General features: G+C 75.2%; 27 protein-coding genes and 1 tRNA gene. 12 read left to right on the forward strand and 16 right to left on the reverse strand.

Features of this window, described 5'->3' with window-relative positions:
• Nucleotides 1-81: 81 nt before the first annotated feature.
• Together TEK04_RS16475 and TEK04_RS16480 are read right to left on the reverse strand one after the other, a co-directional pair.
• A complete protein-coding gene (locus TEK04_RS16475; RefSeq protein ID WP_336405439.1) occupies nt 82-795 on the reverse strand; it encodes a uracil-DNA glycosylase in 714 nt (237 codons plus the stop codon).
• A 26-nt stretch (nt 796-821) separates the two neighbouring features.
• Nucleotides 822-1217 (reverse strand): VOC family protein, encoded by a 396-nt coding sequence (locus tag TEK04_RS16480; protein ID WP_336405440.1) that lies wholly within the window; start codon nt 1215-1217, stop codon nt 822-824.
• A gap of 83 nt (nt 1218-1300) precedes the next feature.
• Between TEK04_RS16480 and TEK04_RS16485 the strand changes: the two genes are divergently transcribed.
• The 3 genes from TEK04_RS16485 to TEK04_RS16495 are packed head-to-tail and all read left to right on the forward strand — an operon-like array spanning nt 1301 to nt 4295.
• Nucleotides 1301-2128, forward strand: a complete 828-nt coding sequence (locus TEK04_RS16485) for an alpha/beta fold hydrolase (protein WP_336405441.1) — start codon at nt 1301-1303, stop codon at nt 2126-2128.
• Nucleotides 2125-3195, forward strand: coding sequence for a winged helix DNA-binding domain-containing protein (locus TEK04_RS16490; protein ID WP_336405442.1), 1071 nt, complete (start codon nt 2125-2127; stop codon nt 3193-3195). The genes TEK04_RS16485 and TEK04_RS16490 overlap by 4 nt, the downstream gene beginning before the upstream one ends.
• A gap of 44 nt (nt 3196-3239) precedes the next feature.
• On the forward strand, nt 3240-4295 hold the full coding sequence (locus tag TEK04_RS16495; protein ID WP_336405443.1) for an NAD-dependent epimerase/dehydratase family protein: 1056 nt from the start codon (nt 3240-3242) through the stop codon (nt 4293-4295).
• Between the two features lie 95 nt (nt 4296-4390).
• On the opposite strand, the gene TEK04_RS16500 is transcribed toward TEK04_RS16495, so the two are convergent.
• The 3 genes from TEK04_RS16500 to TEK04_RS16510 are packed head-to-tail and all read right to left on the reverse strand — an operon-like array spanning nt 4391 to nt 7091.
• Complete coding sequence (locus TEK04_RS16500) at nt 4391-5068, reverse strand: PaaI family thioesterase (protein WP_336405444.1); 678 nt, start codon at nt 5066-5068, stop codon at nt 4391-4393.
• On the reverse strand, nt 5061-6218 hold the full coding sequence (locus TEK04_RS16505) for an acyl-CoA dehydrogenase family protein (protein WP_336405445.1): 1158 nt from the start codon (nt 6216-6218) through the stop codon (nt 5061-5063). Before TEK04_RS16505 ends, TEK04_RS16500 begins: the two co-directional genes overlap by 8 nt.
• A 15-nt stretch (nt 6219-6233) precedes the next feature.
• On the reverse strand, nt 6234-7091 hold the full coding sequence (locus tag TEK04_RS16510; protein ID WP_336405446.1) for an aldo/keto reductase: 858 nt from the start codon (nt 7089-7091) through the stop codon (nt 6234-6236).
• A gap of 61 nt (nt 7092-7152) precedes the next feature.
• On the opposite strand from TEK04_RS16510, the gene TEK04_RS16515 reads away from it, so the two are divergent.
• Together TEK04_RS16515 and TEK04_RS16520 are read left to right on the forward strand one after the other, a co-directional pair.
• Entirely contained in the window at nt 7153-8361 is a 1209-nt protein-coding gene (locus TEK04_RS16515; protein WP_336405447.1) for an MFS transporter, read from the forward strand.
• Complete coding sequence (locus TEK04_RS16520; protein WP_336405448.1) at nt 8354-8938, forward strand: histidine phosphatase family protein; 585 nt, start codon at nt 8354-8356, stop codon at nt 8936-8938. Before TEK04_RS16515 ends, TEK04_RS16520 begins: the two co-directional genes overlap by 8 nt.
• 8 nt (nt 8939-8946) lie before the next feature.
• Here TEK04_RS16520 and TEK04_RS16525 read toward each other — a convergent pair whose 3' ends face one another.
• Nucleotides 8947-10008: an EAL domain-containing protein gene (locus tag TEK04_RS16525; protein ID WP_336405449.1), complete on the reverse strand. Its 1062-nt coding sequence runs from the start codon at nt 10006-10008 to the stop codon at nt 8947-8949.
• Between the two features lie 170 nt (nt 10009-10178).
• Between TEK04_RS16525 and TEK04_RS16530 the strand changes: the two genes are divergently transcribed.
• Nucleotides 10179-10799 (forward strand): TetR/AcrR family transcriptional regulator, encoded by a 621-nt coding sequence (locus tag TEK04_RS16530; protein WP_336405450.1) that lies wholly within the window; start codon nt 10179-10181, stop codon nt 10797-10799.
• A 61-nt stretch (nt 10800-10860) separates the two neighbouring features.
• Here the strand turns inward: TEK04_RS16530 and TEK04_RS16535 are convergent, their stop codons facing one another.
• From TEK04_RS16535 to TEK04_RS16555, 5 genes are read right to left on the reverse strand one after another with little or no spacing between them, the layout of a single operon-like run.
• A complete protein-coding gene (locus tag TEK04_RS16535; protein ID WP_336405451.1) occupies nt 10861-13074 on the reverse strand; it encodes a heavy metal translocating P-type ATPase in 2214 nt (737 codons plus the stop codon).
• A complete protein-coding gene (locus tag TEK04_RS16540) occupies nt 13071-13277 on the reverse strand; it encodes a heavy-metal-associated domain-containing protein (protein ID WP_336405452.1) in 207 nt (68 codons plus the stop codon). The genes TEK04_RS16535 and TEK04_RS16540 overlap by 4 nt, the downstream gene beginning before the upstream one ends.
• A gap of 17 nt (nt 13278-13294) precedes the next feature.
• On the reverse strand, nt 13295-13588 hold the full coding sequence (locus TEK04_RS16545; protein WP_336405453.1) for a metal-sensitive transcriptional regulator: 294 nt from the start codon (nt 13586-13588) through the stop codon (nt 13295-13297).
• Between the two features lie 30 nt (nt 13589-13618).
• Nucleotides 13619-14116, reverse strand: a complete 498-nt coding sequence (locus TEK04_RS16550; RefSeq protein WP_336405454.1) for a DUF427 domain-containing protein — start codon at nt 14114-14116, stop codon at nt 13619-13621.
• Nucleotides 14117-14134: 18 nt separating this feature from the next.
• Nucleotides 14135-14365: a DUF3618 domain-containing protein gene (locus tag TEK04_RS16555; protein ID WP_336405455.1), complete on the reverse strand. Its 231-nt coding sequence runs from the start codon at nt 14363-14365 to the stop codon at nt 14135-14137.
• 54 nt (nt 14366-14419) lie between these two features.
• Here TEK04_RS16555 and TEK04_RS16560 point away from each other — a divergent pair.
• From TEK04_RS16560 to TEK04_RS16570, 3 genes are all read left to right on the forward strand, one after another.
• Nucleotides 14420-14500 (forward strand) — tRNA-Leu (locus tag TEK04_RS16560).
• A gap of 75 nt (nt 14501-14575) precedes the next feature.
• Complete coding sequence (locus TEK04_RS16565) at nt 14576-17302, forward strand: glycosyltransferase (protein ID WP_336405456.1); 2727 nt, start codon at nt 14576-14578, stop codon at nt 17300-17302.
• 53 nt (nt 17303-17355) lie between these two features.
• The gene (locus TEK04_RS16570; protein ID WP_336405457.1) at nt 17356-17955 is read left to right on the forward strand and encodes a hypothetical protein; all 600 of its coding nucleotides are present in this window, start codon (nt 17356-17358) and stop codon (nt 17953-17955) included.
• 57 nt (nt 17956-18012) lie between these two features.
• On the opposite strand, the gene TEK04_RS16575 is transcribed toward TEK04_RS16570, so the two are convergent.
• The 4 genes from TEK04_RS16575 to rph all read right to left on the reverse strand — a co-directional run bounded on the left by TEK04_RS16575 (nt 18013) and on the right by rph (nt 20994).
• Nucleotides 18013-18171: a hypothetical protein gene (locus TEK04_RS16575; RefSeq protein WP_336405458.1), complete on the reverse strand. Its 159-nt coding sequence runs from the start codon at nt 18169-18171 to the stop codon at nt 18013-18015.
• 22 nt (nt 18172-18193) lie between these two features.
• A complete protein-coding gene (locus TEK04_RS16580) occupies nt 18194-19420 on the reverse strand; it encodes a glycosyltransferase family 2 protein (RefSeq protein WP_336405459.1) in 1227 nt (408 codons plus the stop codon).
• A 240-nt stretch (nt 19421-19660) separates the two neighbouring features.
• Nucleotides 19661-20263: an RdgB/HAM1 family non-canonical purine NTP pyrophosphatase gene (rdgB, locus tag TEK04_RS16585; protein WP_336405460.1), complete on the reverse strand. Its 603-nt coding sequence runs from the start codon at nt 20261-20263 to the stop codon at nt 19661-19663.
• Nucleotides 20260-20994, reverse strand: a complete 735-nt coding sequence (gene rph, locus TEK04_RS16590) for a ribonuclease PH (protein WP_336405461.1) — start codon at nt 20992-20994, stop codon at nt 20260-20262. Before rph ends, rdgB begins: the two co-directional genes overlap by 4 nt.
• Nucleotides 20995-21038: 44 nt before the next feature.
• Here rph and TEK04_RS16595 point away from each other — a divergent pair, with 44 nt between their 5' ends.
• Genes TEK04_RS16595 through gndA form a run of 3 tightly spaced genes read left to right on the forward strand, consistent with a single transcriptional unit; the run spans nt 21039 to nt 23446 of the window.
• The gene (locus TEK04_RS16595; RefSeq protein ID WP_336405462.1) at nt 21039-21443 is read left to right on the forward strand and encodes a YjbQ family protein; all 405 of its coding nucleotides are present in this window, start codon (nt 21039-21041) and stop codon (nt 21441-21443) included.
• A gap of 50 nt (nt 21444-21493) precedes the next feature.
• Nucleotides 21494-21979: a thioredoxin-dependent thiol peroxidase gene (gene bcp, locus TEK04_RS16600; RefSeq protein ID WP_092808057.1), complete on the forward strand. Its 486-nt coding sequence runs from the start codon at nt 21494-21496 to the stop codon at nt 21977-21979.
• A gap of 30 nt (nt 21980-22009) precedes the next feature.
• On the forward strand, nt 22010-23446 hold the full coding sequence (gene gndA / locus TEK04_RS16605) for an NADP-dependent phosphogluconate dehydrogenase (protein ID WP_336405463.1): 1437 nt from the start codon (nt 22010-22012) through the stop codon (nt 23444-23446).
• A gap of 92 nt (nt 23447-23538) precedes the next feature.
• On the opposite strand, the gene TEK04_RS16610 is transcribed toward gndA, so the two are convergent.
• Entirely contained in the window at nt 23539-25404 is a 1866-nt protein-coding gene (locus tag TEK04_RS16610; RefSeq protein WP_336405464.1) for an HNH endonuclease signature motif containing protein, read from the reverse strand.
• Nucleotides 25405-25511 lie beyond the last annotated feature (107 nt).

Raw genomic sequence — 25511 nt, forward strand, 5'->3', positions numbered from 1 at the left:
ACCCCGTGCTGGCCGGCATGGGAGCCCGTGCACCCGGCGACGGGCCCCGCGACCGGGTGCACGGGCTCCCGTGCCCGGGGTTCAGCCGAGGTCGTCGGCGGCCGGCAGTGACCAGTCGATCCCCGGGGCGCCCTGCTCGGCGAGCAGGGCGTTCACCCGGCTGAACGGCTTCGACCCGAAGAAGCCGCGGGAGGCCGACAGCGGCGAGGGGTGCGGCGAGGCGACGAACGGCACCGGGCCCAGGTGCGGCTCGAGGCCCTGGGCGTCCTTGCCCCAGAGGATCGCGGCCATCGGCTGACCGGCGACGGCCCGCTCGACGAGCACGGAGATGGCGTGCGCGGTCACGTGCTCCCAGCCCTGCCCGCGGTGCGAGGCCGGCTCACCGGGGCGGACGGTGAGCGCGCGGTTGAGCAGCATGACCCCGCGGTCGCGCCACGGCGTCAGGTCACCGTGGGCCGCGGGCTCGATGCCGAGGTCGTCGCGCAGCTCGCGGTAGATGTTGACCAGCGACTTCGGCAGCGGCCGCACGTGCCGGTCGACGGCGAAGCTCAGCCCGATGGGGTGCCCGGGTGTCGGGTAGGGGTCCTGGCCCACGACCAGCACCCGGACGTCGGCCAGCGGCGCCTGGAACGCCCGGAACACCTGGTCGCCGTGCGGGAGGTAGGGACGGCCGGCGGCGACCTCGTCGCGCAGGAACTGGCCGAGGGCGGCGATGCGCTCCTCGACGGGGGCCATGGCCTCCGCCCAGTCCGGCGCCATCAAGCCCCGATCGACCAACCCGCCGAGTGCCCCCACCCCCCGCACCCTACGAGGCCCGCCTCCTACTTGGGGGCCGACAGCTCCAGGGCCACGCCGTCGGGGTCGCGGAACTCGAGGATCCACATGAGGTCGATGTCCTTGACGTCCTCGTGCGGGATGCCGAGGGCATCCAGGTGCCGGACGGCGTCGTCGAGGGCCTCCTTGGACTCCACCCACAGCGACAGGTGGTCCAGACCGGTGCGGTCCTCGTCGAACCGGTCCCCGCCGACGGGGCGCAGGCCGAGCAGGGTCTGCTCGTCGATCTGGTAGACGACGCCGCCGAACGTCCACGCCGGGTCGCCGTCCCGGCCGTCGACGGCCACGGGCAGGCCGAGGACCTGGTCGTAGAACTGCTTGCTGCGCTCGATGTCGGTGACGGTCAGGCGGACGTGGGCGAACCCCGTGGGTGTGATCGGCATGGGCCGGTGATGCCCCATCTGGCCGTGCTCAACCGGATGCGCGCGGACGCACCCGTGTCGGAGGTGCCAGGCATGCTGTCGGGGTGGACTCCTTCACCCGCTCCGGACTCACCTTCGACGTGCGCGACGCCGGGCCGGCCGACGGCGAGCCGGTGGTGCTGCTGCACGGCTTCCCGCAGCACGCCGGCAGCTGGGACGGCGTCGTCCCCGGCCTGCACGCCGCCGGGTTGCGCACGCTGGCCCCCGACCAGCGCGGCTACTCCCCCCGGGCCCGGCCGACCGGCCGCCGCGCCTACGTGGTGCGGGAGCTGGTCGACGACGTCCGCGCGCTGCTCGACGCCGCGGGCCTGGAGCGGGCGCACGTCGTCGGCCACGACTGGGGCGCGATGGTCGCCTGGGCGCTGGCCGCGTGGCACCCCGAGCGGGTCAGCAGCCTGACGGCGGTCTCGGTCCCGCACCCGGCAGCGTTCACCCGGTCGTTCCTGACCAGCACGCAGGGCCTGAAGTCGGCCTACATGGCGTTCTTCCAGCTGCCGGGCGTGCCCGAGGCCCTGCTCACCCGGGGGAACGGCGCGTTCCTGCGCGACACCCTGGTGCGCGCCGGCCTGCCCCGGGCCGACGCCGAGGAGACCGTCGCCCGACTGCGGCCGGCGGGCGCGCTGACCGCGGCGCTCAACTGGTACCGCGCCCTGCCGTTGGGCGCCGCCGACCCCGTGGGCCGGGTCGGGGTGCGCACGCTGCACGTCTGGAGCGACCGCGACGGGTTCCTCGGCCGGGCGGGCACCGAGGCGACCGAGCGGTACGTCACCGGCGACTACCGGCTCGTGGTGCTCCCCGGCATCACCCACTGGGTACCCGAGACCGCTGGCGAACGGCTCGCCGAGCTCGTCGCCGGGCACGTGCGGGGATGAGGTCCTGGAGCCGGGAGGACGTCCTGGCGTACCGGGTGCGCGCCCAGCAGCTCGATCGCGACACCGGCGGCACGGTCGCCGACACCGCCGTCCTCGACCTGGGCGTGCAGGACACCGGTCCGGCGGGCGCGGCCCGGTGGGCCCTGGCCATTCGCGGACTCGTCGATCCCGCCGACGACGAGCTGGTCACCGCGTGGACGCTGCGCGGCGCCCCGCACACCTACCGCCGCGCCGACCTGCCGGCGGTCGCCGCCGCCACCTGGCCGTGGTCGGAGACCGACGCCGCCAAGCGCATCTTCGACGGCGCCCGGCCGTTGCGGGCGGCGGGCATCCCGGTCCTCGACGCCCTGGCGCACGTGGCTGACGAGATGCGGGCTGTCGCCACCACCCCGACGGTCAAGGGCGTCGTGTCCGGTGCCCTGCGTGACCGGCTGCCCGAGCCCTACCTGCGGAACTGCCGGCCGTGCGGCGCCGTGCACGCCTACGAGCAGACCTTCCGCCTCGCCGCGCTGCGCGCCGGGCTGGTGCTGCAACCCGGCACCTCACCCCCGGTCCTCGAGCAGACCGGCGTGACCCCGGCGGCGCAGGTGCCCAACCACCTCGACGTCCTGCGCGCCTACCTGCGGTTGACCGGCCCGGCCACCCCGAAGCAGGTCGCCGCCTACCTCGACTCCACCGTCGCCGAGGTGAAGCGGCGCTGGCCCGACGACGCCGAGCCGGTCGACGTCGCCGGCGAGCAGCGGTGGGTGCTGCCCGGCACCGAGCCACCCGAGCGCGCCCGCGCCACCCGCCTGCTCGCCCCGTTCGACCCGTACCTGCAGGTGCGCGACCGCGAGCTGCTGGTGCCCGACCGGCCCGCGACGGAGCTGTGGCCGGTGCTCGGCCGACCCGGCGCGGTGCTGGTCGACGGCGAGGTCGCCGGCACCTGGCGCCCCACGACGAAGGGCGGCCGGCTGGCGCTCACCGTTACCCGGTGGCGGGCCTTCGACGGGGTCGCGGTCGAGGAGCAGGCCGAGTCGATGGCGGCTGCCCGCGGGTTGCGGCCCGGCGGCGTGGTCCTGGTCTGACAGCGGGCCCGAGCGGGTAGTGCGGCGGAGTGACCACAGATGCCGTGACCACCCCCGCCGACCCCGGCCACCTCGACGGGCAGACCGTCGCCGTCACCGGCGCCACCGGCAACGTCGGCACGGCGCTGCTGCGCCAGCTCGGCCTCACCGGCGTGCACCAGGTGCGCGGGCTGTCCCGCCGTCAGCCGCCCGACGCCGCCCCGTACAGCGCGGTCTTCTGGACCCACGCCGACCTGGGCACGCCGGCCTCCGCCGGACCCCTGCGGGAGTTCCTCGACGGCGCCACCACCGTCGTCCACCTGGCCTGGGCGCTGCAGCCGGGCCGGGAGCCCGACCGGCTGGCCCAGGTGAACGTCGACGGCACCCGTCGGGTGCTCTCCGCGGGGGCCGACGCCGGGGTGGGCCACGTCGTCGTCATGTCGTCGCTGGGCAGCTACGCCCCCGGCAACCCGGCCGACCGGGTCGACGAGACCTGGCCGACCAGCGGGGTGCCCAGCTCGCAGTACAGCCGCGACAAGGTGGCCGTCGAGCAGCTGACCCGCGAGTTCGCCGCCGCCCACCCCGAGGTGGCGGTGACCGTCGTCCGCCCGACGCTGGTGCTGCAACCCGACGCGGCCAGCGAGATCGGGCGCTACTTCCTCGGCCCGCTGCTGCTGCGCGGCGCCCGCGCGGTCCCCGGCGCCGTGGCCGGCAAGCTCCCGCTCCCGCTGCCCGACGACCTGCACCTGGGGTTCGTGCACGCCGACGACGTCGCCGACGCCCTGCTGCGCATCGTCGACCGCCGGGCGACCGGGGCGTTCAACCTGTCGGCCGAGCCGGTGCTCGACCCGGCCGGCTTCGCCGCCGCGCTCGGCACGACCCGCGTCCCGGTGCCCCGGGCGGTGCTGCGGGCCGGGCTGTCGGCAGCCTTCCACGCCCGCGCGGTGCCCACCGAACCCGGCTGGCTCGACCTCGCCCTCGGCGTCCCGGCGTTGGACACCACGCGGGCCCGCGAGGTGCTGGACTGGTCGCCCCGGCACCGCGGCGACCAGCTGCTCGGCCAGTTCGTCGCCGCCCTGGGTCGCGGCGAGGGCGGCGAGGGCCCGCTCCTGCACCCGTGACGCCGCCCCGCCGCCCCTGGTGATCACGGACCTCACGCCACCGGGCGACGGCGTGGCGCGCGCACAGCTCCGTGATCACCAGCGGAGGTGGCGTCCTAGGGCCGGGCGGTCCAGGCCTCGGGGGTGTGGTCGACACCGGCGAAGGTGGCGGCCACGGCCTCGGGTCGCAGCGCGACGAACAGGCCCTCCCCCTCGGCCAGCACCGTCCCGGGGTCCTCGGCCGTGGTGATCCGGGCCCGCGCGGTGGACCGCCGGCCCTCGACGGCGCCGACCTCGGCGTGCAGCACGTGCTCGACGCCGAGCCGCACGGGCCGCCGGTAGGTCACCGTCAGGGTCGCGGTCAGTCCACCGCGCCCGGCCGAGCGCAGCGCCCGGGCCAGCACGTGGTCCAGCAGCGTGGCGATGGTGCCGCCGTGCACCAGCCCCGGCGGGCCCTCCAGCGCCTTGGGCACCGTGACCCGAGCAACGACGCGGCCCCGACCCTCGCTCTCCACGAGCAGGGGCGGGGCAACCGGGCTGCCCGGCCCGTACACCGGGGAGTACCAGCGCTCACCGGCCACCGGGTCGTCCACCGAGGCCACCTCGTGGAGCCCGCGCCCGTCGGCCCGGAGCGCGGCGGCCAGCTCCCGGGCAGCGGCCGCGGCCGCAGCCAGGCCACCTGCGTCCACCTCGGTGCGGACTGCGGCGTCCACCAGCTCCCGGAGGGCGTCGCCGAGGTCGGCGACGGCGGCTCGGCGCTCGTCGCGGGCGGCGCCGGTGAGCAGCTCAGGCACGCGGCATCCCAGCCGCGCGCAGCAGCCCGCTGCCGACGATGACCCGCTGCACCTCGCTGGTGCCCTCGTACAGCCGGTAGAGCCGGGCGTCCCGGTAGAACCGCTCGACCGGTGTGGTGCGCAGGTAGCCCAGCCCGCCGTGCACCTGCACGGCGCGGTCGGTGGCCCGGCCGACCATCTCCGAGCAGAACAGCTTGGCCGCCGAGGGGCCGACCGAGGTGTCCTCGCCGGAGTCGTAGCGGGCCGCGACGTCGGCGACCATCGCGCGGGCGGCCAGCAGCTCGGTGTGCATGTCGGCGACCAGCGCCTGCACCAGCTGGAACCGGCCGATCGGGGCGCCGCCCTGCTTCGCGGTGGCCGCGTAGGCCACCGACTCGTCGAGCACCCGCTGCGCCATGCCGACGCACAGCGCCGCGACGTGCAGCCGGCCGCGGGAGAGCACCGTGAGCGCCTTGCTGTAGCCCCGCCCGGGCTCGCCGACGAGCGCGTCGTCGGGCACCCGGACGCCGTCGAGGAAGACCTCCGCCGTCCAGGCGCCGGCCTGGCCGGTCTTCTTGTCCCGCGGCCCGACCGACACCCCCGGCGTGGAGGTCGGGACGACGAACGACGAGATCCCGCGCCCCCCGGTCTCCCCCGGCTCGGAGCGGGCGAACACGACGAACAGGTCGGCCAGCGGCGCGTTGGTGATGTAGCGCTTGCCGCCGTCGATGACCCACCCGCCACCGGGGTCACGGCGCGCCGTCGTCCGCAGGCCGGCGGGGTCGGAACCGGCCTCGGCCTCGGTGAGGGCGAACGAGCCGATCAGCTCCCCGGCGGCCAGGCCGGGCAGCCACCGCTGCTTCTGCTCCTCGGTGCCGAAGCGGGCGATCACCTGCCCGGCGATGCCGTTGTTGGTGCCGAACAGCGACCGGAAGGCCGGGGACGTGTAGCCGAACTCGATCGCCAGCTGCACGTCCTCGGCCATCGACACCCCGAGCCCGCCGTGCTCCTCGGGCAGGGCGTAGCCGAACAGCCCCATCTCGGCGGCGGCGGCCCGGATGTCGTCGGGGACGGCGTCGGTGTCCTCGATCTCCTGCTCGCGGGGTACGACCCGCTCGCGCACGAGCTCCCGGACGGCGGTACGGACCTGGGCGAAGACGTCGGTGTCCACGCCCGAAGGTCTACCTCATGCCAGGGCATCCAGGCGCGCGACGTCCTCCGCCGACAGGGTCAGCGACGCGGCACCCAGGTTCTCGGTGAGGTGGTCGACCGACTTCGTGCCCGGGATGGGCAGCACCACCGGCGAGGTCTGCAGCAGCCAGGCGAGCGCCACCTGCGAGGGCGTGGCGTCGAGCTCGCGGGCGATGTCGGCCACCGGGCTGTCGGGCTTGGCGAGGTCCCCGGTGGCGATCGGGAACCACGGGATGAACGCGATGCCCTCGGCGGTGGCGTGGTCGAGCACGTCCTGGCTCTGCCGGTTCGTGAGGTTGTAGAGGTTCTGCACGCTGGCGATCTCGGTGATGGCCTGCGCCTGCCGCAGCTCCTCCAGGGAGACCTCGCTGACGCCGATGTGCCGCACCTTGCCCTGCTCCTTGAGCTCGACGAAGGCGCCGAGGGAGTCCGCCAGGGGCACCTGCGGGTCGATGCGGTGCAGCTGGATCAGGTCGATGCGCTCGACCCCCAGGTTGCGCAGCGAGAGCTCGACCTGCTGCTTCAGGTACTCCGGCCGCCCCACCGGGGGCCACACGCCGGGCCCGGTGCGGGTCAGCCCAGCCTTCGTGGCGATGACCAGGCCGTCGGCGTAGGGGTGGAGCGCGTCGTGGATGAGCTGCTCGGAGACCTGCGGGCCGTAGGAGTCGGCCGTGTCGATGAAGTCCACGCCCTGCTCCACCGCGGCGCGCAGCACGGCCAGTGCGCCCTCGCGGTCGGCCGGCGGACCCCAGACGCCGTCGCCGGTGATCTGCATGGCGCCGTAGCCGAGCCGGTGGACGGAGAGGTCGCCGCCGAGGGCGAAGGTCGGGGGGTGTGCGGTGGCAGAGGTCATGCCGGGTGCAAGCGGAGTGCCGGGGCGCGGTGTTCCCGCTCGGGGAGGAAGCTGGCCGACGATGACGACGGGGGTGCGGGCACGCGCGACGGTGCCGGGGTTGCTGCTGGCCGGGGTGCTGCTCGTGGCGCTCAACCTGCGCGGGCCGCTGGTCGCCGTCGCCCCGGTCACCAGCGAGGTGCGCAGCGACCTGGCGGTCGGCGCCGGCACGGTGGGCCTGCTCACGTCGATCCCGGTGCTGCTGTTCGGGCTGGCCGCCCCGCTCGCCTCCTGGGTGATCGCGCGCGCCGGTACCCACCGGGCCGTCCTGCTGGCCATGCTGGGCGTGCTGGCCGGCACCGTGCTGCGCTCGGTCGGCGACGTGCGCACCGCGGTCGCCGGCACCGTCGTCCTGGGCTTGGCCATCACCGTCGGCAACGTGGTGGTGCCGGTGGTGATCGGACGGGACTTCCCCGGCGCGACCAACGTGGTCACCGCCGCCTACACCTCGGCGCTCAACGTCGGCGCCACCCTGACCACGACGCTCACCGCACCGCTGGCCGACCTGGTGGGGTGGCGGTGGGCCCTGGCGTCCTGGGCGCTGCTGGTCGGCCTGGCGTGCCTGGTCTGGACGGCGGGGCTGCGCCGGCAGGCCGCCCGTGGCGAGTACACCCCACCGCCACCGCTGCCCGGCGCGGCGCGGGCGGTGTGGCGGCAGCCCGCGGTCTGGGGGCTGACCCTGGCCTTCGCCGCGCAGGCCTTCAGCTACTACGGCGTGACGGCGTGGCTGCCGACGCTGCTGGCCGACGAGCAGGGCCTGTCCCGCAGCACGGCGGGGGTGAGCAGCGCGCTGTTCCAGGTGTTCGCCGTCGCCGGGGCGTTCGCCGTGCCCGCGCTGGTGCGGTGGTGGGGGCGGCCGGCCGCGGTGCTGCTGGCGGTCACCGCCGCGTGGGCCTTCCTGCCCGTCGGGCTGCTCACCGCCCCGGGGCTGTGGGCGGTGTGGTGCTCGGTCGCCGGGGTCGCCCAGGGCGGTGGCATCACGGTGGTGTTCATCGCGATCGTGGTCCGCTCGCGGGACCTGGTGGAGAACCGCCGGACGTCGGCGATGGTGCAGGGCGGTGGGTACGCGGTCGCCGCGACCGGCCCGCTGGTCGTCGGCTCGGTGCACGACCTGACCGGCGGGTGGACCGTGCCGATGGTGCTGGTCCTGGGTGCGATCGTGGTCATGGCCGTGGCCGGCGGGCTGTCCGCCGGTGGCCGGCAGCAGGAGGAGGAGCGTGCACGTGGGTGAGATCGTCGTCGTCCGGCACGGCCAGACGGAGTGGAGCCTGTCGGGGCAGCACACCGGGGTGACCGACCTGCCGTTGCTCCCCGAGGGCGAGCAGCAGGCCCGGGCGCTGCGCGGGCCGCTGGCCCGCCGGTCGTTCGTCGAGGTGCGGGTCAGTCCGCGCGAGCGGGCCCGGCGCACCGCCGAGCTGGCCGGGCTGCCCACCGACACGGTGGACGACGACCTCGTCGAGGTCGACTACGGCCGCTGGGAGGGCCGCACCACCCCGGACATCTCGGCGGAGCTGGGTCGCACCTGGTCGCTGTGGACCGACGGCACCGAGCCCGGGGACACCCCCGGCGAGTCGCTGTCGGAGGTGGCGGTGCGCTGCGACCGCGTGCTGGAGCGGGTGCGCCCGCGGCTGGCCGACGGCGACGTCGCCCTGGTCGCGCACGGGCACGTGCTGCGCATCCTCACGGCCCGCTGGCTGGGCCTGGCCCCCGAGGCCGGGGCGCTGTTCGCGCTGCACGCGGGGTCGTTCGGGGCGCTGGGCCACGAGCACGACCGCCCGGTGCTCTCCGGCTGGAACCAGGCCGGCTGAGCTGCGGGTCAGCCGGCCAGCGGCTCGGGGACGACGCGGGCGGGGCGGCCGAACAGCCAGCCCTGGCCGAGGTCGACGCCGAGCTGGCGGGCCTGGTCGGCACGGGCCGGCGTCTCCACGCCCTCGGCGACCACGACCGCACCGAGGGAGTGCGCGACCTCCACGAGCCCGCCCACGACCGCGCGGGCGGCCGCGCTGTCCAGCCGGGCGACGAGGGCCTTGTCCAGCTTGACGACGTCGGGCCGCAGCGCCGACACCAGCGCCAGGCTCGACCAGCCCACGCCCACGTCGTCCAGGGCCACCCGCCACCCCTGCGCCCGGTGGTGCTCGAGCACGGCGAGCAGGTGCCCCCGGTCGCGGGCGGCGTGCGCCTCCACCACCTCGAACACCACCTGCTCGGGGGCGATGCCGGCGGCCCGCACGGCCTGCGCGGTGCCGGCCAGGCAGACCTCGGGCCGGTAGACCACGTCCGGGCTGCTGTTGACGAACAGGTCGGCCGGGCCGAGCCACGGGCCGGCGGTGGTGACCGCGGCCTCGCGGGCCCAGCGGTCGAGCCGGTCGCCCCACCCCGCGGCTGCGGCCAGGAAGAACAGGTCACCCCCGCCGACCTCACGACCGTCGACGCGCCCGCGCAGCAGCGCCTCGTACCCGGTGGTGCGGCCGTCGGCCAGGTCGACCACGGGCTGGTAGACCGGGAAGAGGTCGGCCTCGGCCAGCAGCCCCACCTCGGCGGTCACCCCGCGGCGGGCCAGCTCGACGGAGAGGGTGGGCGCGGCCATCAGGGCGGCGGCGACGGCGATGCCGTCGTCGTCACCGGGGTCGGTGGCCACCCGGACGGCGTCGGTCTCGGCCACGGTCAGGTCGCGGGCCAGCCGGACGAACAGGCGGTCGAAACGGGTGGCGTCCAGCGGGCTGCTGTCGTCGACGACGTCGACCAGCCCCGGCGCGGGCTCCGCGTTCAGGCCCAGCTCGGTGGCCGCCCGGGCGACCAGGGGCAGGACGTGGGGGACCGTGCTGGCCAGCAGGAGTCGACCGACCCGCCCCGGCAGCACGAAGCGCGGGGGCGCCACGTCGCGTCCTGCTCGTCCTCCCGGCACGGGAGGCAGCATCGCGCAGGGGCGTCGCGGCCGGTACGAGGCGCGCGGGACACGCGTACCGGGTCCATGGTGTACCGGAACCGCAGTGGAATGGCTGACCACAACCTGTTCGTGCCCAACAGTGAACGGTCTAAAGTCTTGGCATGGCTACACCCACGCTCCAGGAGACCGGGCGCCCCAACCGAGGCGGCCGGCCGCGCGACCCCTCCCGCGACGGGGTGATCCGCGCGGCGATCCTGCGACTGCTCGCCGACGTGGGCTACAACGCGCTCACGATGGACGCCGTCGCCGCCGAGGCCGGCGTGGGCAAGGCCACCATCTACCGGCGCTGGCGGACCAAGTCCGACCTGGTGGTCGACACCATCGCCGAGATGAACCGCGAGGGCACCCCGGCGCCCGACACCGGCGACCTCGTCGAGGACCTGCGGGTGATGCTCTGCTCGCTGGTCGAGGTCCTCAACGGGCCGACCGGGTCGGCGTCGCTGTCGCTGCTGTCCACGCTGCCCCACCAGCCGGCCCTCGCGCAGGCGTTCCGCGAGGGGCCGTTGGCGGTCTGGCGCGGCGGGTTCGCCGAGGTCTGGCGCCGCGCCGAGGCCCGCGGCGACGTGGCCGCGGGCACCGCGAGCTCCGCGGTGGCCCAGGCGGCGTCGGGCCTGCTGGTGCAGCGGTGGCTGCTCACCGGCGAACCGCTGGACGAGCAGTACGTGGAGACGGTGCTGGACACCGTCGTCCGACCGCTGGCGCAGGCCGCAGCCCCCGCCTGAGCCCGCACCCGGCACCCCCGAGCCGACGGCCCGCCCTCTCCCCCCGGAGGGCGGGCCGTCCTCATGCCGGGGTGAACCGGCGCAACCGCAGGCTGTTGGTGACCACCAGCACCGACGAGGCCGCCATCGCCAACCCGGCCAGCAACGGGTTGAGGTAGCCCAGCGCCGCGAGCGGGATCAGCGCCACGTTGTAGCCGAACGCCCAGACCAGGTTGACCTGGATGGTGCGCAGCGTGCGCCGGGAGAGCCGCACGGCGTCCGCGGCGGCCACGAGGTCGGCGCGCACGAGCGTGACGTCGCCGGCCTCGATGGCGACGTCGGTGCCGGTGCCCATGGCGAGGCCGAGGTCGGCCTGCACCAGGGCCGCGGCGTCGTTGACGCCGTCGCCGACCATCGCCACGACCCGACCCTGCTCCTGCAGCCGGCGGACGACGTCGACCTTGCCCTCGGGCAGCACCCCCGCGACGACCTCACCGGCGTCGGGGTCCAGCCCCACCTGCCGGGCGACGGCGGCCGCCGCCCCGACGCCGTCGCCGGTGAGCAGCACGGGGGCCAACCCGAGGTCGCGCAGCTGCGCGACGGCCGCGGCGCTGCTGGGGCGGACGGTGTCGGCGACGACGAGCACGCCGCGCACCTCGTCGTCGACGGCGACCGACACGACCGTGCGGCCGGCGGCCTCGGCGTCGCGGACGACGTCGGCCCACCGGCCCGCGTCCTCCACCCGCCCGACCCGGACCCGCCGCCCCTCCACGGTGCCGGTCACCCCGCGCCCGGCCTGGTTCGCGAAGTCCTCGACCGGGGGCAGTGCACCGGCGTGCCCGGCCACGACGGCGCGGGCCACCGGGTGCTCGGAGGCCGCCTCGACCGCAGCCGCCCACCGCAGCGTGCCGGGGTCGCCGACCACGTCGACCAGCGACATGGCGCCGGTGGTGACCGTGCCGGTCTTGTCGAGGACGACGGTGTCGACGGCGCGGGTGGACTCGAGCACCTCGGGGCCCTTGATGACGATGCCGAGCTGCGCGCCCCGCCCGGTGCCCACCAGCAGTGCCGTCGGCGTGGCCAGGCCCAGCGCGCACGGGCAGGCGATGACGAGGACGGCGACGGCGGAGGTGAACGCCGCGGACACGTCACCGGTGGCCAGCAACCAGACCGCCAGCGTGCCGACGGCGACGGCCAGCACCACGGGGACGAACACCGCCGAGACCCGGTCGGCCAACCGCTGCACCGGCGCCTTGCCGCTCTGCGCGGCGGTGACCAGCCGGCCGAGCGCGGCGAGCGTGGTCGCCTCCCCCACCCGGTCGGCCTCGACCACCAGGCGCCCGCCGACGTTGACCGAGGCGCCGGTGACCCGGTCGCCCACGCCGACCTCCACCGGAACGGACTCCCCGGTGAGCATCGACACGTCGACCGCGGAGGACCCGGCCACGACCACGCCGTCGACGGCGATCTTCTCCCCCGGGCGGACCACGAACCGGTCGCCGACGGCCAACCGGTCCACCGGCACCCGGACCTCGGCGCCGTCGCGCAGCACGGCGGCGTCCTTGGCACCCATCGCCAGCAGGGCGCGCAGCGCGGCGCCCGAACGGCGCTTGGCACGGGACTCGGCCCAGCGGCCGGCGAGCAGGAAGACCGTCACCGCGCTGGCCACCTCGAGGTAGACCTCGCCGCTGCCCGCCCCCTGCTCGGCGAGCAGGTGGAACTCCATGCGCATGCCGGGCACCCCGGCGCCGCCCAGGAACAGTGCGTAGAGCGACCACAGGTAGGCCGCGGCGATGCCGACGGACACCAGCGTGTCCATCGTGCTGGCGCCGTGCCGCGCGTTGACCGCCGCGGCACGGTGGAAGGGCCAGGCGCCCCACACCGCCACCGGGCTGGCCAGCACCAGCGCCAGCCACTGCCAGTTGTCGAACTGCAGCGGCGGGACCATCGACAGGACGAGCACCGGCAGCGCCAGCGCGGTCGAGACGAGCAACCGCTGCCGCAGGTCGCGGTCCTCGGCGGGCTCGGGCCGCTCGGCCCCGTCGGGCGTCGGCTCGTCGCTCGCCGGTCCGGGCAGGGTGGCCGTGTAGCCCGCGGCGGCGACGGCGGCCAGCAGGGTGTCGGGGTCGACGGCGGCCGGGTCGTACCGGACGGTGGCGGCCTCGGTGGCGTAGTTGACGCTGGCCTGCACGCCGTCGACCTTGTTCAGCTTGCGCTCGATGCGGTTCGCGCAGCTGGCGCAGGTCATGCCGGTGATGTCGAGCCGGATCTCGGCGGGCCCCGTGGTGGCGGTCACGCCGGGGTGGCGGCGTAGCCGGCCTCCGCCACGGCCGCGCGCACCCGGTCGTCGTCGACGTCCTCGCCGGTGACCCGCAGGGTGCCGGCGGCGAGGTCGACGTCGACGTCGCGGACGCCGGGCACCTCGGTGACCTCCTCGGTGACGGAGGCGACGCAGTGCTGGCAGGTCATGCCGGTGACGGTGTAGTCGAGCGTGCTCATGGGGTTCCCCTCCCGGCTCAGGACCGGACCAGCCGCGCGATGGCGGCGGAGGCCTCGGCGATCTTGGCGTCGGCGGCTGCGCCGTCGTCGTCCGCGCTGGCGGCGACCGCGTGCCGCACGCAGTGCCCCAGGTGGTCGTCCAGCAGCCCGAGGGCGACGGCCTGCAGGGCCTTGGTGGCCGCCGAGACCTGGGTCAGCACGTCGATGCAGTAGGTGTCCTCCTCGACCATGCGGGAGATGCCACGCACCTGGCCCTCGACGCGCTTGAGCCGCGCCAGCACCTGCTCCTTGTTGCCCTCGTAGCCAGCCATGCTGACCAAGGTACCCCTAGGGGGTAGGGGTTACCACCCGCGGGTGCCGGGTTCGCCCTTGAACGGGCCGACCACCTCGTCGGTGATCCAGCCGCCGTAGAAGTCACCGGCTTGTGCCCGCACCACCTCGCCGTCGACGGTGGCCCGGTCGAGCTTCGACGGGTAGAAGGCCACGGCGCCGCACAGGTGCCGGTAGCCCTCCGTGGGGTTCTCGTAGGACCAGCCGACGGCCGGGTACCGGGTGCCGTCGACGACGGCGTCCCAGTAGGTGGCCACGCCCTTCCACTCGCACCAGCTGGCCCCCTCGGCGCGCTGCAGCACGCCCTCGGCGACGTCCTCGCGGGGCACGTAGAACACCGGCGGGTGACTGGTCTCGCACACGCGGGCCGCGCGGTCGGTGCTGGCGACGACCCGGCCGCCGAGCACCGCCTCGACGCGCCGGGGGGTGATCTCGGCCGAGGGGGGACGCGGGTAGTCCCAGACGGACTCCTGACCGGGGCCGACGGGGTCGGGCTGCGGGTGCCTCACCCGCCCCAGTGTGCCCGCCTACCGGCCGCGGTGCCGGACCTTCTGGACGACGACGAACGTCACGAACAGCCCGGCCGCGGCCAGCGTCGCCTGACCGGCGGGGCTGGTCAGCCACTGCTGCGCCCGGGCCTTGGCCTGCTCGGTCAGCCGGCTCGGGCTGCCCCGGAAGACCAGCTGGTCCAACGTGGCCGCCAGCGACTCGCGGGCGGCGTCGATCTCCTGCTGGATCTGCTCGGGGCTGCGTGGCACGCCGACAGCCTGCCACGTCCCCCGCCGTCCCACCGCTCCTAGACTCCCCCCGACGCGGGAGTGGTGTAACGGCAGCCACGCCAGGTTTAGGTCCTGGTGCCTTCGGGCGTAGGGGTTCGACTCCCCTCTCCCGCACGCGCATCCCCCCGTGGGGTGAGCCGGGCGGCCCCCGGGCTGGCCGTCAGCCGGTCCGGTGCCGACTCGTCCAGGGTGACCACCGGGCTGCAGCACGACGTCGGCCGCCCGCCCACCGGGGCGGGCGGGGCCCCCGTCGCGGCCGAGCGGCGGCTGGGCGACGTCCTCACCGAGGACGGCACCGTCACCGCCGAGCAGCTGGCCGAGGGCCTGGCCCAGGCCCGCCGGGTCGGCGAGCCGTTGGGCTCGGTGCTGCTGGCCAAGGGGTGGATCACCCGCCGCCAGCTGTACGTGGCCCTCGCCGAGGTGTGGGGCGCGGAGATGACGTTCGTCGACCCCGTCGAGGTCGACCCCGACCTGGCGCAGCTGTTCCCCTACCCGATGCTGGCCCGCGAGATGTGGGTGCCGCTGCGCACCGAACCCGCCGCCGACGGGGGCCTGCAGGTCGTCGTCGCCTCCTCCCGCCGCCCCAGCGCGGACGTCGAGCGCGAGGTCGTGGAGCGGACCGGCATCGCCCGCGTGCGCCAGCAGGTCACCACCGACTGGGACGTCCAACGCGCGCTGCGCACCGTCTGGCGCGAGGACGTGGTGCACGAGGCGGTGTCCTCGCTGGCCGAGCGACGCCCCGACGAGTCGGCCTCCACCGTGTTCACCTGGCCCCAGGTCGCCAGCGCCGTCGTCGCCGTCCTGGCCGTGGTGGTGGGACTGCTGCTCGACGCACCCACCACGGTCGTCGTCCTGCTGGCGGTCATCAACGTGACCATCGGCCTGTCGGTCGGCGCGAAGGCGCTGATCAGCACCGTCGGGACGGCGTCGGAGACCGTGGAGCAGGTGACCGAGCGGGAGGTCGCCGCCCTCACCGACACCGAGCTGCCGCACTACACGATCCTCGTGCCGGTCTACCGGGAAGCCGGCATCGTCGGGCTGCTCATGCGCAACCTGTCGGCGCTGGACTACCCCCGGGAGAAGCTGGAGATCCTGCTCCTGCTGGAGGAGGACGACCCCGAGACGCTGCAGGCCGCCCTGGCCGCGGCCCCGCCGGACATCGTGCGGATCCTCGTCGTCCCGCACTCCATGCCCAAGACCAAGCCGCGGGCGTGCAACGTCGGGTTGACCTTCGCCCGCGGCGACCTCGTGGTCATCTACGACGCCGAGGACCGACCCGACCCCGACCAGCTCAAGAAGTCCGTGGTCGCCTTCGCCAAGGGCGGCGAGGACCTGGTCTGCGTGCAGGCGGCGCTGAACTACTTCAACGCCGAGGAGAACCTGCTCACCCGCATGTTCACCCTCGAGTACAGCTCGTGGTTCGACTACACGCTGCCCGGCCTCGACGCGATGCGCCTGCCCATCCCCCTCGGCGGCACCAGCAACCACTTCCGCGCGGACATGCTGCGCGAGCTGGGTGGCTGGGACCCCTTCAACGTCACCGAGGACGCCGACCTGGGGGTGCGCGCCTCGGCCCGCGGCGGGCGCGTGGCGGTGGTCAACTCGACCACCTACGAAGAGGCCAACATGGCCGTCGGCAACTGGATCCGGCAGCGCAGCCGCTGGATCAAGGGCTACATGCAGACGTTCCTGGTGCACTCGCGCCACCCGCTGCGGCTGGTGCGGGCCATCGGCCTGCGGCAGGCCGTGGGGTTCCTGCTGACCATCGGCGGGACGCCGGCCACCTTCCTGCTGACCCCGGTGCTGTGGGCGCTGTTCATCCTCTGGTTGGTCCTGCCGCACCAGTTCAGCCCCGCACTGCCGCTGTGGCTGCAGTACGTCAGCCTGGCCAACCTGCTGGTCGGCAACGGACTGATCGTCTACCTCAGCCTGCTGGCCGGGTTCAAGCGGCGCACCTACGGACTCGTCGCCTACGCCCTGCTGTCGCCCTTCTACTGGATGCTGCACTCCCTCGCCTCCTACAAGGCGGCCTGGCAGCTGGTGACCAAGCCGTTCTACTGGGAGAAGACCCAGCACGGCCTCACCAGCCACACGGCCGACGAGGAAGCCGGGACGACCGCGGTCGCGCCGGTCACCGCTCCCGCTCCTCGCGCCCCGATCGCCGCCCCGGTTCCTGTGCCTGCGGCTGCGGCTGCGGCTGCGGCGATCCTGGCCCCCGCGTCGGCCCCCCTGCCCGCGCCGACGCCGGTCGCCCCCGTCCACGCCACCCGTCCCGACCCCGCGGAGACCGCCATGCGCCCCCTCGACCTCGCCGACCTCGCCGCCCTGCAGGCCGAGCTCGAGGTGCTCGACGAGCGCGACCTCATCGCCGAGCTGACCCTGGCCACCGACCTCGTCGCGGCGGTCACCCCGCCCGCGGTGCCGCCGGTGGTCCGGCGCGCGGGTCGCCCCGGCCCGCCACCGGTGAGCTCGGTGCGACCGGACACCGTCCCCCCGGTCCGCGCCCTGCCCGCCGTGCCCCCGCCGGCCGACCGGGTGCGCCCCGTGCCCGGATTGCCCGCCGTCCCCACCCCCGGTCCCCGGGCGGTCGACGGCCTGCCCGCGGTGCCCCCGCCGGTCGAGCGCGTGGTCCGTCGACGTGGGCCGCTCCCGCGACCGACGGCCGCAGCGACCCCCGTGCAGCCCGGCCCGCGGCCGGTGCCGGGGCTCCCCCCGGTGCCGGGCATGCGGGTCATGCGGGTGCTGCCCGCGGTGCCCTCTGCACCGATCCCTGCGGCGGGCCCTGCGACGGGCCCTGCGACGGCTGCGCCCGGGCCGTCGGCGACGTCGTCCCGTCGCGCCCGGCACGCGGCGCCGGACGGCGCCCCCGCCGGCCGCGTTCTGCTGGCCCGGGTGGACGACGGGGCCGGCCGATGAGCGCCCCGGTGGGCCCCGTCCCGGTGCCGCCTGTCCCGGTGCCGCCTACCCCGGTGCCGCCTGCCCCGGAGCCGCACTTCCCCGTGCCGCACGCCGCGGCCCCGCGCGAGCCGATCCGCGTGCGGATGGGCGCGGTGCTGCTGGTCGTCGTGGCCGGCCTGGCCGTGGAGCTGGTGGCTGGTCTGCTGACCGAGGTGCCTCCCGACCTGCTCTGGCTGGGCATGTGCCTGTCGACCGTGGTGGTCTTCGGGGCGGTGTTCTGCTTCGGCGCGATCACGATCGCCGGGTTCGCGGCCGGGGCCGGTGCCGCCGGCGTCGCCGTCCTGCGGCCGGACGAGCTGCCGACGGTGCTGGTCGCGCTCGCGGTGATGGCCGTGGTGTGCGGCCTGGCGCCGGGGTGGGCGCGGGTGGAGGCCTGGCAGGCGGCCCGCTCGGCGCCGACGAGCGAGGGCGCAGCGGGCGCGGGGGCAGCGGGCGCCGGGGCAGCGGGCGCGGGGACCGCGGCGCTGCCGGCGGGCCGGCGGGCGCTGCCCTCGCGGCTGCGCGTGCGCTGGCGCACCGACCGCGTGGTGGCCGCCTTCCTCGTGCTGGCGTTCCCGCCGGTGTTCGTCACGGCGGCGATCGCGTTCATCAGCTGGACCGCGCACCGCTGAGCCCGCAGGCCCCGACGGCGGCGCACCCCGGGCTCCGGGGGACGCCGCCGTGGACGGTCAGCGCGCGCGGCGCGGGACCAGCTTGAGCAGCGCGATGCCCGCGAAGAGCAGCGTCACCGCCGCGACGACGAGGGCGAGGCTGTCGAAGCCGGTGTAGGCCAGCGTCGTCGAACCTCCGACGCCGCTGGCGGTCACGTAACCCGCCTTGCTGTACACGATGGACCTCCTCTCCGGGGTGTCAGGCCGCGACCGGGGCGGGCGGGGCGAGGTGGTGCCACGTCGCCTCACGGCGCCGCAGGACGTCGAGGAGGGAACGGACGAAGACGACCTGCAGGAACAGGTCGTAGGCCATCTCGGGCAGCAGCGGCAGCGCCAGGGCCTGCGCGCGGCGCCCGCCGCGGGCCACCGTGACGACCCGCTCGAGCACGAACACCAGCCCGACCGCGGTCCAGAACCAGCTGAACGCGGGCCCGGTGCCGATGGTGAAGGACAGGACCATCACGGCCAGGTAGGCCTGGAACGCGAGCACGCCGAAGGCCATGCCGACCTGCTGCAGCCAGTAGCGCAGGGTGACCCGGGTCCAGCCGTAGTGCCGCAGGTTCTCCAGGGCGCCGCGCTGCCAGCGCATGCGCTGGCGCCAGAGGTCGCCCCACGTCGGCATGATCTCGGTGACCACGGCGCAGGCCATCGGGCTGGTCAGCCGGTAGCCGAGGGTCTTGAGGGCCAGGGTGAGCTCGTTGTCCTCGGTCAGCGCCAGGGTGTCGTAGACCTGGCCGTGGGTGCCCGGCAGGGTGCTGCCCCGGGCCTCGGCCACGGCCCGCAGGGCCCGGACGCGGAACATCGTCCCGGTGCCGGTGAGCACCATGACGCGGCCGGTGCGGCCGATCTCGCGGCTGTACCGGGTGTACTCGTTGCGCTGCAGCTGGCCGAGCAGGCCCGCGCCGGGCTGGCCGTAGAAGAGGCCACCCGCGGCCCCCATCCGCGGCGACCGCACCAGGCTCTCGACCGCCGCGGCCACGAACTCGGGGGCCAGCTGGGTGTCGGCGTCCATGACCAGCACGAGGTCGTCGTCGCCGAGGTCGGGTCCGCCCACCGTCTGCGGCGCGCGACGGTCGGGCCCGCGCCGGGCCACCCAGGCAGGCGCCTCGGTGCCCTCCCGGCGGTCGGTGCTCGCCGTGCGGCGGAAGCGCCGCTGCAGGGCCTGGTTGAGGGCGCCGGCCTTCTTGTCGGTGTTGCCCACGGTCTCGAACACCTCGGCGCCGCAGGCGGCGGCGAGCGCGGCGGTGTCGTCGGTGCAGTTGTCGGCGACGACCACGACGCGGTCGGGCTGCCGGGTCTGCGAGCGGAGCGCCTGCAGGGTGGCGGTGATGGTCGCGGCCTCGTCGTGGGCCGGGATCAGCACGACGATGCGCGGTACCGGGCCGTCGGGCACGCGCTCGACGACCGCACCCCGGACCCCTGCCACCCCGCACCCCCGTCGCTCCGCTGCTGGACCGGGATGAACCCCACCAGCCCCACGCGACCCTGTGCAAGCGCTCGGCGGCGGCTCCCCACCTGCGGGTGACCCCGGCCGGGCCCCGATCACCCGATGCGCTGACCCGGGCCACCCCGCGGAGAGACCGCCGCGCACGACGGCGATGGCGGCCACGACGGCCACGACGGACCACGACGGACCATGGCGACCGGGGCGGCCCGCGCCCCGGCGTCAGCCCAGCAGCTCGGCGACCACCGGGAGCAGCGCGGCGAACGCCTGGCCGCGGTGGCTGGCGGCGTCCTTCTCGGCGGGCTCGAGCTCGGCCGAGGTGCGGTCGAGCCCCTCGGGGACGAAGACCGGGTCGTAGCCGAAGCCGTTGCTGCCCCGCGGCTCGCGGACGACGACACCGCGCCACTCGCGGCGCAGCACCCGCTCGGTGCCGTCGGGCAGCACCAGCGCCGCTGCGCAGACGAACGCGGCACCGCGGCGCTCGTCGGGCACGTCGGCGAGCTGGCCGAGCAGCAGCGCGGTGTTGGCCGGGTCGTCGCCGTGCCGGCCCGACCAGCGCGCGGACAGGATGCCCGGCATGCCGTTGAGGGCGTCGACCGCGATGCCCGAGTCGTCGGCCACCGCCGGCAGCCCGGTGTGCTGCACGGCCTCGCGTGCCTTGAGCAGGGCGTTCTCCTCGAACGTCGCGCCGGTCTCGGGGGCCTCGGGGTACTCGTCGACGTCGCGCAGGCCGAGCACCTCCACGCCGGGGACGGCGGTGGCCAGCAGCCGCTGCAGCTCGGTGAGCTTGCCGGCGTTGCGGGTGGCCAGCAGCAGGCGGGTCACCGGGCCGCACCACCCTGCAGCGCCTCGGCCTGGATGCGGGTGAGGTCGGCGCAGCCCGCGACGGCGAGGTCGAGCAGCTGGTCGAGGGTGGCCCGGTCGAAGACGGCGCCCTCGGCCGTGCCCTGCACCTCGACGAAGCCGCCGTCACCGGTGCAGACGACGTTCATGTCGGTGCCGGCGCGCACGTCCTCCTCGTAGGCGAGGTCCAGGCGGGGCTCGCCGTCGATCACCCCGACGCTGACCGCGGCGACCGACTGCACCAGCGGCTGCGTCTTCGCCAGCTTGCCGCGCTCGCCGAGGTGGGCGACGGCGTCGGCGAGGGCCACGTAGGCACCGGTGATGGCGGCGGTCCGGGTGCCGCCGTCGGCCTGCAGCACGTCGCAGTCCAGGGCGATCGAGTTCTCGCCGAGCGCCGAGAGGTCGATCGACGCGCGCAGCGAGCGGCCGATGAGCCGGCTGATCTCGTGGGTGCGGCCGCCGACCTTGCCCTTGACCGACTCGCGGTCGCTGCGGGTGTGGGTGGCCCGCGGCAGCATCGCGTACTCGGCGGTGACCCAGCCCAGCCCGGAGCCACGACGCCACCGCGGCACGCCCTCGGTGACGCTGGCCGCGCAGAGCACGCGGGTGCGCCCGAACTCGACCAGCACCGACCCCTCGGCGTGGTCGAGCCAGTGGCGGGTGATGGTCACCGGGCGGAGCTGGTCGGCGCTGCGGCCGTCGGGGCGGGTCACGTGGCCCGAGGGTAGTGACCTCCCGTCCGGGGCAGGATGGGGCGATGCGATCGGAACTGCGCCAGCTGCGCACCGGCGGCGCCCCCGCCGTCGTCGACCTGACCGACGAGTGCGCCGAGTTCGTGGGCGCCGAGGGCGACGGCCTGCTGCAGGTGTTCGTCCCGCACGCCACCGCCGGCATCGCGATCATCGAGACCGGCGCCGGGAGCGACGACGACCTGCTGGCCCAGCTGGACGTCCTGCTGCCCACCGACGGCCGGTGGCGGCACCGGCACGGCTCCCCCGGGCACGGCCGCGACCACGTGCTGCCCGCGTTCGTGCCCCCGCACGCCACGGTGCCGGTGCTCGAGGGCCGGCTCGCGCTGGGCACCTGGCAGCGCATCTGCTTCGTCGACACCAACGGCGACAACCCGACCCGGCACGTGCGGTTGAGCTTCCTGCCCGGCTGACCCCGTGGTCTCGTCGGCGGGCCCGGATCGGGATCTGCCACGATGCCCGCATGACCGAGAGCGCCGCTGCCACCCGCCTGTCCCCCGGTGACCCCGCGCCCGACTTCACCCTCCCCGGTCCCGACGGCACCGAGGTGTCGCTGTCGTCATACCGCGGCCGACGGGTGGTCGTGTACTGCTACCCCGCTGCGCTGACGCCGGGCTGCACCACCCAGGCCGTCGACTTCACCGCCGCGGCCGGCGAGTTCGCCGAGGCGGGGCTGGACATCATCGGCATCTCCCCCGACGCACCGGAGAAGCTGCAGCGCTTCCGCGAGCAGGAGTCGTTGTCGATCACGCTGGTGTCCGACCAGGACACGTCCGTGCTGCAGGCCTACGGCGCCTACGGGCCGAAGAAGCTGTACGGCAAGGAGGTCGTCGGCGTGATCCGGTCGACCTTCGTCGTCGACGCCGAGGGCCGCATCGAGAAGGCCGCCTACAACGTCAAGGCCACCGGGCACGTCGCCAAGCTGCGCCGGGACCTCGGTCTCGGTTAGGCCGCCGGTCGGTCGGGCACGACCGACGGCATGAGCGGACAGATCGGGGTCACCGGCCTCGCGACCATGGGCGCCAACCTCGCCCGCAACCTCGCCCGGCACGGCCACCAGGTGGTGGTGCACAACCGCACGGCCGCGAAGACCGACGCCCTGCTCGAGGCGCACGGCGACGAGGGCGACTTCGTGCGCGCGGACTCCCCGCAGGAGCTGGTGGACGCCCTCGAGCAGCCGCGCACGGTGGTGGTGATGGTCGCCGCCGGGGACCCGACCGATGCGGTGATCGAGGAGCTGGCGCCGCTGCTGGCCGAGGGCGACGTGCTGGTGGACGGCGGCAACGCCCGGTTCACCGACACGATCCGCCGCACGCGGGAGCTGGCCGAGCGGGGGGTCCACTTCGTGGGCTGCGGGATCAGCGGCGGCGAGGAGGGCGCGCTGAACGGGCCGAGCATCATGCCCGGCGGGTCGGCGGAGGCCTACGCGATCGTCGGGCCGGTGCTGGAGGACATCTCCGCGCACGTCGACGGCGAGCCGTGCTGCACGCACGTGGGCACCGACGGTGCCGGCCACTTCGTCAAGATGGTGCACAACGGCATCGAGTACGCCGACATGCAGCTGATCGCCGAGGCCTACGACCTGCTGCGGCAGGGCCTGGGCATGTCCCCGGCCGAGATCGGCGACGTGTTCGCCACCTGGAACGAGGGCGACCTGCAGTCGTACCTGATCGAGATCACCGCCGACGTGCTGCGCCACACCGACGAGCGCAGCGGGGCGCCGTTCGTCGACGTCGTGCTCGACGAGGCCGAGCAGAAGGGCACCGGGCGCTGGACGGTGCAGTCGGCGCTGGACCTCGGCACGCCGGTGTCGGGCATCGCCGAGGCGGTCTTCGCCCGTGCGCTGTCGGGGCACCGCGACCAGCGCCGTGCCGCTCAGGAGGTCCTGCCCGGCCCGGACCGCGACTGGGACGACCAGGTGGCCGACCGGGAGGCGTTCACCGAATCGGTGCGGCAGGCCCTCTACGCGGCGAAGGTGGTGGCGTACTCGCAGGGGTTCGACCAGATCGCGCGGGGCGCGGAGGAGCACGGCTGGGACGTGGACCGGGCTGCGCTGGCCGCGATCTGGCGGGACGGGTGCATCATCCGGGCCGCGTTCCTGGACCGGGTGCGGCAGGTGTTCACCGACGAGCCCGACCTGACGACGCTGCTCACCAACGAGTACTTCCGGGACGCCGTCGCCGACGCGCAGGAGGGCTGGCGGCAGGTCGTGGCCGGGGCCGCGCGGCACGGGGTGCCGGTGCCCGGCTCCGCCAGCGCGCTGTCCTACTACGACGGGCTGCGCGCCGAGCGCTCCCCTGCCGCACTGATCCAGGGCCTGCGTGACCGCTTCGGCTCGCACACCTACAAGCGCGTCGACGCCGAGGGGTCGTTCCACACGATGTGGTCGGAGGACCGCCGCGAAGTCGAAGCCTGACGCACTCCGGGGAGCCCGGGCCGGCGGGCTCCCCGGACATCTCCACAGATCTCCCCGGGCAGCTCTCAGCCCGGTGACCCCGCCGGCCCGCCTCAGAACGGGGGTGGGTCCGCTGCCGGGTCGTGGGGTGGCGGGGCGGGGCGGAGGAGGTCGAGTACCTCGCCGGCGGCCGGTGGCCGGGTGCTGCGGGTGGTGCCGCCGGGGGTGGTGACGTGCAGGATGCCGTCGGGGTCGAGGGCGAAGGCCCAGCCGGGGGCGTGGGTCTTGAGCAGGTGGTGGCGTCGGCAGAGCATCACCAGGTTGCGGACGCAGGTCCTCCCGCCGCGTGCGGGGTCGTGGTGGTCGTAGGGGACGACGTGGTCTGCGTCGGCGTGCAGGGCGGTCTGGCGGCAGCCGGGGAAGCGGCAGTGCCGGTCGCGGGCGCGCAGGTACCGGTACTGGGCCGCGGTTGGCCGGTAGCCGGGTGTGGCCGGCGGCGGGCTGAGCCCCTGGCCCGTCCTGGCGGCGGCTTCGAGCTCCTCGGGGGTGGCGACGGCCAGCAGCCGGCCTCGACCGCCGGTGATGGTGAACGCGAGGTGACCGCCGATCGGGTGGGTCAAGCCCAGGGCGTCGATGCGCCGGAGCAGTTCGCGCACCGCCGCCGGGCTGACGGGCATCCCGCCGACGTCGCCGACCTGCGACCCGCCGCTGGGCAGAGCTGTCCCGCCGGTCGCGGGCATGGCTGTCCCCTCGGTTCCGGGTGCCCCTGTCCCGATGGCCCCGGGTGGAGGCGCAGTGCCGACGTCGCCTCCGGGAGCTGCACGCTTCGTGGGGTCGCCACCGCCGAGTTCGTGGTCGGTCTCAGCGTCCGCGCCGGCGGCGTGGCCGTCCTCGTCAGCAGAGACGGCCCCGCCGACCTGACCGTCGTCCGCCATGCCAGAAGGGCCGGCGTCGGTGAGGTCGGCGGGACCGGCGTCCCCGTCGCTGTTCTCAGGGACGGTGGGCAGCAGCGGCTCGAGGTCGGGCAGCAGCAGGTCGGCCAGGTCGGCGTTGACCGTCACGTGCGCCACCGCCGGGTCCCGCGCTTCCCACGGCCGCATGATCAACGCCAGCACCACAGCGACCCGGATCTGCCCGATCGGCCGCTCGTCACCGTCAGCCTTCATCCTCCGCGCGTAGGCATCGACCTGCGCCCTCGCCAGCGTCAGATCAGCCAGGTCCACGTGCAGCAGCCGCAGCTCACCCAACCCGTCACCGGTGCCCACCACGACCGCGTCCGCGCCACGCTTCGACATCTCCCGACGCCGATCAGCCGCATCCGGATCGGCGGCGATCAACGCCGCCACCAGCCGGTCGTGCAACGCCGTGGGCCCACAACCGCGCTCGGCCCACCCCACCCCGCACGCAGCCAACGCGTCGACGATGCCGTCGTCGACCGGACCACCCCACGATGCAGCCTGGTGCTTGAGCGCCTTCACGATCGCCCGCGCCCGCGACTCATCGATCCGCTGGTCGGCCAGTGCATGCCACACCCCGGGGAATTGTCGAACCAGGGTCAGGGCGTGGTCGACGTGGTGGCGGGTGGAGGGCACCGAGGCGTTCAGCAGCACCGCCACCTCATCAGGCAGGAAGTCATCGGCGCCCTGCAGGGTCGCGGCCTCCTCCTCGTCCAGCAGGTCGGGCACGCTGCCCCCGTGGTGGGTCGCGGTGCGGGTGTCGGAGCGGGTGACCGGCCCGAACGGCAACGGTGGCCGGGCACCCAGGGTGGCCTTGCGTTCGATCAACCCCAGCTCGTAGGCGGCCAGCGACGAACGTTGGCGGTGCACCGACGCCAACTCCGCATCCAGCTCCGCCCCGTCCAGACCAGCAGCCACCGCCAACGCGGTCAACCGCGGCACGCTGCCCTCCAGCCGGGGCGGAACGGGCGCGGCGAAGCGAGGGGACACCTCCACCCAGAACCGCCGGCCCGTCCTCGTCATGGGCCCAGTCCACCAGAGGGGTCCGACAGAAACGGGGTCAGAACAGGCCTCTGATCAGGTAATTCTCTGCTGACCATCCGTGGCTGACCGTGACGAGGACCCGGCCC

Origin of the sequence: Klenkia sesuvii, assembly GCF_037083825.1 — a bacterium.
Classification (GTDB): Bacteria; Actinomycetota; Actinomycetes; order Mycobacteriales; family Geodermatophilaceae; genus Klenkia; species Klenkia sesuvii.